Source organism: Luteibacter sp. (genome assembly GCF_051958795.1).
Lineage (GTDB): Bacteria > Pseudomonadota > Gammaproteobacteria > Xanthomonadales > Rhodanobacteraceae > Luteibacter.
This window is the reverse complement of record NZ_JBQCFT010000042.1, coordinates 1-6,031: the sequence shown is the minus strand read 5'-3', so window position 1 is coordinate 6,031 and position 6,031 is coordinate 1. Positions and strand designations below refer to the sequence as shown.

Genomic DNA, 6,031 nt, shown 5'->3' with positions numbered 1-6,031 from the left:
CCGCCTACCGCCATGACCAGTCCGGCGAGCCCACCGCTGAGACCGATGATCCCCGCCTCGGTGAGCAACTGCGCGAACACGGCGACACGCGACGCCCCGAGGGCACGGCGAACACCGATTTCCCCGGAACGGCGCAGGAATTTCGCGAGCATGAGGCCCACGGTGTTCACCAGGCACACGACGAAGAAGCCGAGGGCCAGCCAGACCTGCAGGTGAACATCGCTCGGGACGACCTGGTTGTAATCCAGCCACTGGGTCACGTTGCGCAGGCGCACGTTCACCGGGAGCTTGAAACGGCCGGCGGCGCGCTGCTCTTCCGAATAGTGAGTCAGGAACGCCTTGTATTCGGCGACTTTCGCCGGGTCGTCGATCTCCACCCACAGCTGCATCCAGGTGCAATTCGCCGTCTCGAGCACATCTTCCTGCACCTTGCCGCCCTGCCCCCAGCAATCGCGTGAGCCATTGCGCGGGCCATGCAGGTCGCGAGACGTGCTGAGCGGCATGAACAGCTCTTCCGTGTCCGCATAGCTATCGGCGTTCAGGTCGTAGAAATGCGGATGCGGCCGCCAGGGTTTCATCACCCCGACGATCTGCAGGGTCACGCCGTTGTAGCGCAGCGTGCGGCCGGTGCTGTCCTCGCCGTGGAACAGGCGGTTGTTGAGCACACTACTGATGACGACGATGCGAGAGCGGGCCTCATCCTCGGCCCTGGACCAAGCGTGCCCATAGCGAAGCGGCACCTCGAACATGGGGAAGAAGTCGGCGGTGGTATAGCGCGCCCGGGCAAAAAAGGGCTCCGCCTGGCTCCCATCCTGCTGCACCGGCGCCGTACCACCGGTCATCAGGGCCTGGCGGTCGGCACGGCCCGCCTTGAGCAACGCCATGCCGTCCTGCCACGAGACCTGCGACGGCGGCTCGCCCTTGCTATAGAACCCGTTGTCCGTGTCGCGCGGCTCGAGCTGCGGATAGAACAGCCGCTGGCTCTTGCTGGGAATGGGGTCGCCCGACACCACGTGCAGCACCGTGACCGTGGTCATGCAGGCGCCGATGCCCATGGCCACCGCCAGCACCATCAGCGCCGTCAGGGCCTTGCTTCGCTTGAGGCTACGCAGGGCCAGCTCGAGGTAATAACCGAACATCACTACTCCTGGTGTTCCGGATCAGACGCTGCGGGTCGCTTCGACCGGCGACACTTTCGATGCGCGCAGGGCGGGTGCAAAGACGGCGGCCTGGCCCAGCACGAGCAGGAGCACCACGCCGACGGCGACATAGGTCACGGAAACGCGCGGCATCTCGAAGTACTTCAGCATCCACTGGCTGAGGCCCAGCGCGAGGACGGTACCGACGATCACGCCGCCCAGTGCGATCAGGAAGTTTTCGGTCATGAAGTAGCTGAGGATGTCCGAGCGACGGGCGCCGAGCGCGCGGCGCACGCCGATCTGCTTGCGGCGCTGGCCCACCCAGAAGCTCGACAGGCCGACGATGCCCGCCGCGGTGATCGCGAGCAGCACGGCGCACACCACCGTCATCAGGATCGCCATGCCGCGGTCGGCCTCGTAAGCATTGGCCCGCACCACATCGAACGTACGCAGGCCGTACTTCTCCGGCAGCACGCGCATGCGGCTCACCTTGTACAGCGCATTGGGGATCGCCTTGTAGACGGCATCCTGCTGGCCCGGGCGGGCGCGCACGAGGAAGTGCTGGTAGCCGCTGTCGAACCGGATCGGCATCAGCGTCACGTTATCCATGTGCTCGAACTCGATCCAGGGCACCGTGAGTTTCTCGACGATGCCGATAACCGTGGATGGCTTGTTCTTCGCGTAGTAGATCGACTTGCCGAGCGCATCGCCGTTGGGGAACAGCTTGTCGGCGATAGCCTTGGTGATGATGACCTGTGCGGGTGCCGGCGTGCTCTGCGGGGCAAGGTTCACGATTTCCGAGGGCGTGAAGTTGCGCCCGGCGATCAGCTTGACGCCGAGCGTCTTCAACGCCTGCTCGTCCACGAAGTACAGGGCGCTCGGCAGGCTGTCCTTGGTCTTGGTCGGGTCGGTCTGCATGCCGGTCGACCAGCCACCGCGGCGCAGCGGATACGCATTGGTCACATAGGCCGACTCGACACCCGGGATATTGCGCAGCGCCGCCACATCGGTCTGCATCAGCGGGAGGAACGAATCCGGCTTGCCGACGTAGCGGTTCTGCACGGCGATGACGTTGCTCTCGTCCATGCCGGTCAGGCGGTTCGACCGCTCAATGCGCTGGTGCACGATGAACAGCGCGTTGCAGACGATGGCCAGGGTGAGCGCGATCTGCAGCGCGATGAGGATGGTGCCCGCCTTGTGCCGGCGCAGCGCGGAGAGGATGGGTTTGATCTGGAGGTTCATGCCAGCGTGCCCTTAGTTGGACTTCAGCTGCCACGCCGGCTGCACCTGAGCGGCGCGCCACGTGGGATAGAAAGCGGCGATCACCGTGGCTGCGATGGAGGTCAGCAGCGTCAGGAGGATCAGCGTGGGATCGAGCGTTGCCAGGCGGGCGATATCGGACGGGAAAACCAGCGTGGTGCCCAGCATGCCCAGCCCGGTCAGGATCAACCCGAGCACGCCGCCGGCGATGCCGACCGCGCCCGCTTCGATCAGGAACTGCGCGTAGATCGTGGCGCGCGAGGCACCCAGTGCGCGACGCACGCCGATCTCCTGGGAGCGGCGCATGAACTTCGCGAGCAGCAGGCCGATGGTGTTCACCAGGCAGATCGCGAGGAAACCCAGCGACACGACCAGCGAGATGGTCGACTCCTTCGGCACGACCTTCTGGAAGTCGAGCCAGTCGGTGACGTTGCGGACCTTGACGTTCGGTGCCCAGCTCCAGCGCCCTGCGCGCTGCTGCTCCGCCGCGTAGCCGTTGAGGTAGTTGCGATATGCATCGACTTCGGCCTGGCTATCCAGCTGCGTCCAGAGCGCGAGCCATACGCATTCGGAGCGCAGGTAGCCATCCCAGCCCTGCTCGGGCTCCTTGACGCAGTTGTTGTTGCCGTTGGTGCCGAGCTGCAGGTCGATGGCGCGGGTGAAGGGGATATACACCGACGCCCCTTCGTCGACGAAACCGCCCGTATTGGGTGCATCGAAGAAGAGCGGCTGCGGCGCCCAGTTATCCATGACGCCCACGACGGTGAACAGGCGCCCATCGAGGTTGAGCTGCTTGCCGACGCTCTGGCCGCCGTTGAACACCTTGTCGTTGAGGTCCTTGGTGATCACCACGACGCTCGCATGCTTCTCGTCGTCATCACGGGTCCACGCGCGCCCCTGCAGGAAGGGCATGTCGAACATGCCGAACATGTCGGCACCGTTGGCGTAGGCCGTCTGCCGCATCGGCAGGCGGGCCGCGTCATCCGGGATCACGGAGACGTTTACCGGGTAGATGATCGCCTGGTGCGCGGCCTTGTGCGCCCGCAGGATGGCGGTGGCATCCGTGTACGTCAGCGCGGGCGCCGGTTCGCCGTTCTCGATGTTCTCCGGGCCGAACGCGTCGACCTGCGTGTTGAACAGCACGCTGGATTTCTGCGGGATCGGGTCGCGTGACGTGGCCCGGTAGACCGAGTACGTCGTCATCGAGGCGGCCACGCCGAAGCCGATGGCCATCACCATGAGGGCGGTGAGCATCGGGTTCTTGCGCAGGCTGCGAAGGCCCAGCTGGAGGTAATAGGCGAACATGGGTGCCACCTTCGGCGCGGGGCCAGCGATCAGGAGCGGACGGTGTGGGCGTGCGTGTGCGCGTGGAAGCGCGGCTCTTCGGACAGGTCGACCACCTGGCCATCGATCACGTGGACGTTGCGCTGTGCGCGCGCCGCCAGTTCGGGATCGTGGGTGACCATGACGATGGTGGCGCCCTCGCGGTGGATCTCTTCCAGCAGTTCCATCACGCCGCGTGCCATCTGCGTATCCAGGTTACCGGTCGGTTCGTCGGCCAGGAGCAGGCGCGGCGAGCCGGCGAGCGCACGGGCGATGGCAACGCGCTGCTGCTGGCCGCCCGAGAGTTCCGCCGGGTAGTGGCGGGCACGCGCGGCCAGGCCGACGCGCTCGAGGGCGTCCATGATCCGCTGCTTGCGCTCCGGGCCCTTCATGCCGCGGTAGCGCAGCGGCACTTCCACGTTGTCGTACACGTTGAGGTCGGGAATCAGGTTGAACGCCTGGAAGATGAAGCCGATCTTCTCGTTGCGGATCTTCGAGCGCGCGTTGTCGTTGAGCTGGCTCACCTCGATACCGTCGAGGTGGTACTCGCCGCCGGTGAAGGTCTCGAGCAAGCCGGCGATGGTGAGGAAGGTGGTCTTGCCCGAGCCCGACGGACCGGTGACGGCGACGAACTCGCCTTCCTTCACGTCGATGTTGAAATCGCGCAGCGCGTAGGTCTCGACGACTTCCGTGCGGTAGACCTTGGCGAGGTGGTTCATCTTCAGCATGGCGGTTCCCTCTTGGATGATGGTTTGAACGGTCAGCGTGCGATGGCGACGTGCTTGGCGTCGCCGAAGGTGTCGGCACCGGAGATGACGATCTTGTCGCCCTCTTTCAGGCCGTCCAGGATTTCTACCTTGTCGATGCTGCTGGCACCGACGCGGATGTCACGGCGGTCGGCCATGCCGTCGTTGACGACATAGGCGTAGCGGCCGGCGCTTTCATCGACGAACGAGCCACGCTGCACGGTGAGCACGTTGTCGCGGCGATCGAGCAGGATGCGGACGGAAAGGCGCTGGCTCTGGCGCAGCTGCTGCGGCGACTGGCCATCGAAGCGCAGGCGGGCGGCGACTTCGCCGTTCACCACCTCGGGCGAGATGGCGCTCACCTTGCCCTTCCATTCCTTGCCGTTGCCGGTGATTTCGCCCGGCATGCCGATCGCGAGGTCGCGGGCGAAGCTTTCCGGCACCTTCATCTCGACTTCCAGCGCGGTGAGGTCGATGACGCTGACCAGCTGCGCATCCTTCGCGACCGTGGCGCGTTCGGCGATGAAGAGCTGGCCGACCTGGCCATCCACCGGCGACTTCACGTTGAGGTCGTCCACCTGGCGCTGCAGGTCCTTCACCAGGAGCACCTGGCGATCGTGGGCGAGTTTCTTGGCCTGGATGTCGAACGTAAGGCTGTCGTTGTCGACGCGAAGGTCGCTCTGCGCGTGTTTCTGCGTGATGCCGGCCTTCTCGAGCGCCGACTTGGCCTTGTCGACGTCGGCGACGGGCACCGCGCCCTTTTCGTACGCGCCCTGGTAACGCTTCAGGTCACGATCCGCGGCGGTCTGGTCGACCACCGCATTGTCGTACGCCTTCTGCAGTTCAGAGCGCTTCTTCTGCGCATCGACCTGCGCGCGGAGGTATTCAACCTGCATCGCATCGGCGGCCGACTGTTCCTGCGCCAGCTTGTTGGTCAGCTCCGGGCTGGTCACGACAGCGAGCACCTGGCCCTTCTTCACCACGTCGCCGGCGTGGACCTGAAGCACGACCGCGCCACCGTAGGGGGCGTACATGGTCGGGCTGACGGCAGCGACGACCTTGCCTTCCGCCGCGATATCGCGGACGAAGGGGCCGCGCGTCACGGTGCCGAACGAAAGACGCGAAGCGCTCACGGACGAATCGGCCGAGAACATCGTCCCGATCTTCGGGATGGCGAAGCCAATGGCCACCAGGACGGCCACCGCGCCGCCGGCGATCAGCAGCTTGCGGTGACGGTTCGGGCCAGCCACGACAAGGCGGTCCTGGGCGGAGGTATCTCGGATCATGTGGGCTTCCCTGAAGAACTTGATGAAGTCTTCAGCAAGCCGCGTGCCAACCAGATAAATGGCTTTATTTCAGCGAGTTACCCGCGCGCGTCCGGTTGGGAGCGGTGTCCGCGGACAGGTGTCCGGACAGTGACCGCGTGCAGCGTACGGCCCATCGAACTACTGTCGAACCACCCTAAAGCCACTGTGGGAGCGGGGGGGGGCGGGGGGGGGGGGTGGGGGGCGACCCAAACACGGCCACACCGGGACAACAAGAACAGGGGTTAGCGGTAGTGGG

The 6,031-nt window shown here is 65.4% G+C and carries 5 protein-coding genes; all 5 read right to left on the bottom strand.

The features are described 5' to 3' along the window. On the bottom strand, nucleotides 1–1,139 hold a 1,139-nt coding region (locus tag ACTHLF_RS02530; RefSeq protein ID WP_440324575.1), incomplete at its 3' end, for an ABC transporter permease. 21 nt (nucleotides 1,140–1,160) lie between these two features. Beyond that, entirely contained in the window at nucleotides 1,161–2,381 is a 1,221-nt protein-coding gene (locus ACTHLF_RS02525; protein WP_440324573.1) for an ABC transporter permease, read from the bottom strand. A 12-nt stretch (nucleotides 2,382–2,393) separates the two neighbouring features. Further along, nucleotides 2,394–3,704 carry an ABC transporter permease gene (locus ACTHLF_RS02520; protein WP_440324571.1) on the bottom strand — a complete coding sequence of 437 codons (1,311 nt, stop codon included), beginning with the start codon at nucleotides 3,702–3,704 and terminating at the stop codon, nucleotides 2,394–2,396. Between the two features lie 29 nt (nucleotides 3,705–3,733). Next, nucleotides 3,734–4,450, bottom strand: coding sequence for an ABC transporter ATP-binding protein (locus ACTHLF_RS02515; RefSeq protein WP_440324569.1), 717 nt, complete (start codon nucleotides 4,448–4,450; stop codon nucleotides 3,734–3,736). A gap of 32 nt (nucleotides 4,451–4,482) precedes the next feature. Then, nucleotides 4,483–5,754: an efflux RND transporter periplasmic adaptor subunit gene (locus ACTHLF_RS02510; RefSeq protein ID WP_440324567.1), complete on the bottom strand. Its 1,272-nt coding sequence runs from the start codon at nucleotides 5,752–5,754 to the stop codon at nucleotides 4,483–4,485. Between the last annotated feature and the right edge of the window lie 277 nt (nucleotides 5,755–6,031).